This is a genomic window from Arhodomonas sp. KWT, assembly GCF_010993615.1.
The window spans coordinates 1-801 of sequence record NZ_WNXE01000765.1 but is presented as its reverse complement, the minus strand read 5'-3'; the positions used below and the strand labels follow the sequence as shown (position 1 = coordinate 801).

The following is an 801-nucleotide window of genomic DNA, read 5'->3' as shown; positions in this document are numbered from 1 at the left end:
GGCGAGCGGCTGCGCGTGCCGCTGCTCAACGCCGTGCCCGTCGACGTGGAACGCCGTTACCGGGTGAGCGGCCAGGCCATGCGCCAGGGCGGCGACGAGCCGCCGGTGACCGTCACCACCGAGGTCACCCCCCGGGGCCGCAACGACGTGCCCCTGCCGGCGGGCACCGTGCGCGTGATCGACGCCACCGGCGACGCCCCGCTCTACCAGGGCGGCGACCGCATCGACCACATCCCGCCGGGGGAAGCCTTCGAGCTCTCCCTGGGCACGGCCTTCGACCTGAGCGCGGAGCGCGGGCGCACGGCCTACCGACGCATCGGCGACGACACCCACGAGATCGCCTGGCGGGTGACCGTCAGCAACGCGGGGAGGGACAACCGCACGGTGGAGGTCGTCGAACACATGGCCGGCGACTGGGAGCTGCTCGAGGCGAGCCCCGCCAGCGAGGAGCAGGACGCGGACACCGCCCGCTGGCGGCTGTCCGTCCCCGCCGGGGACGAGACGACGCTCACCTACCGGGTGCGCGTCCGCCAGTAGGGCTGTCGCACACGGCCTCTGCGGCCGTGCACGACCCACGCGGGCCCGCCGGCCGCCGTCGCAGCGCACGTCAGCCGGCGATAGCGTCGGATATGCCGGGCTGCTGGCGGTGATCGTCGGCTGCCGGGCGCAGCCGACCTACGGCAGGGATCCCGGGCGGTGACAGGCCGCGCGGGTTGGCCCCGCTCCTGGCAGACCGGTAGGTCGTGCACGGCCGTGTGCCGTGTGCCGTGTGCCGTGTGCCGTGTGCCGTGTGCCGTGTGC

At 74.9% G+C, this 801-nt stretch carries 1 pseudogene; it reads left to right on the top strand.

From position 1 onward, the window contains the following. Positions 1-537 (top strand): annotated as a pseudogene (locus tag G7A99_RS22260) (hypothetical protein); the annotation flags it as partial. Positions 538-801 lie beyond the last annotated feature (264 nt).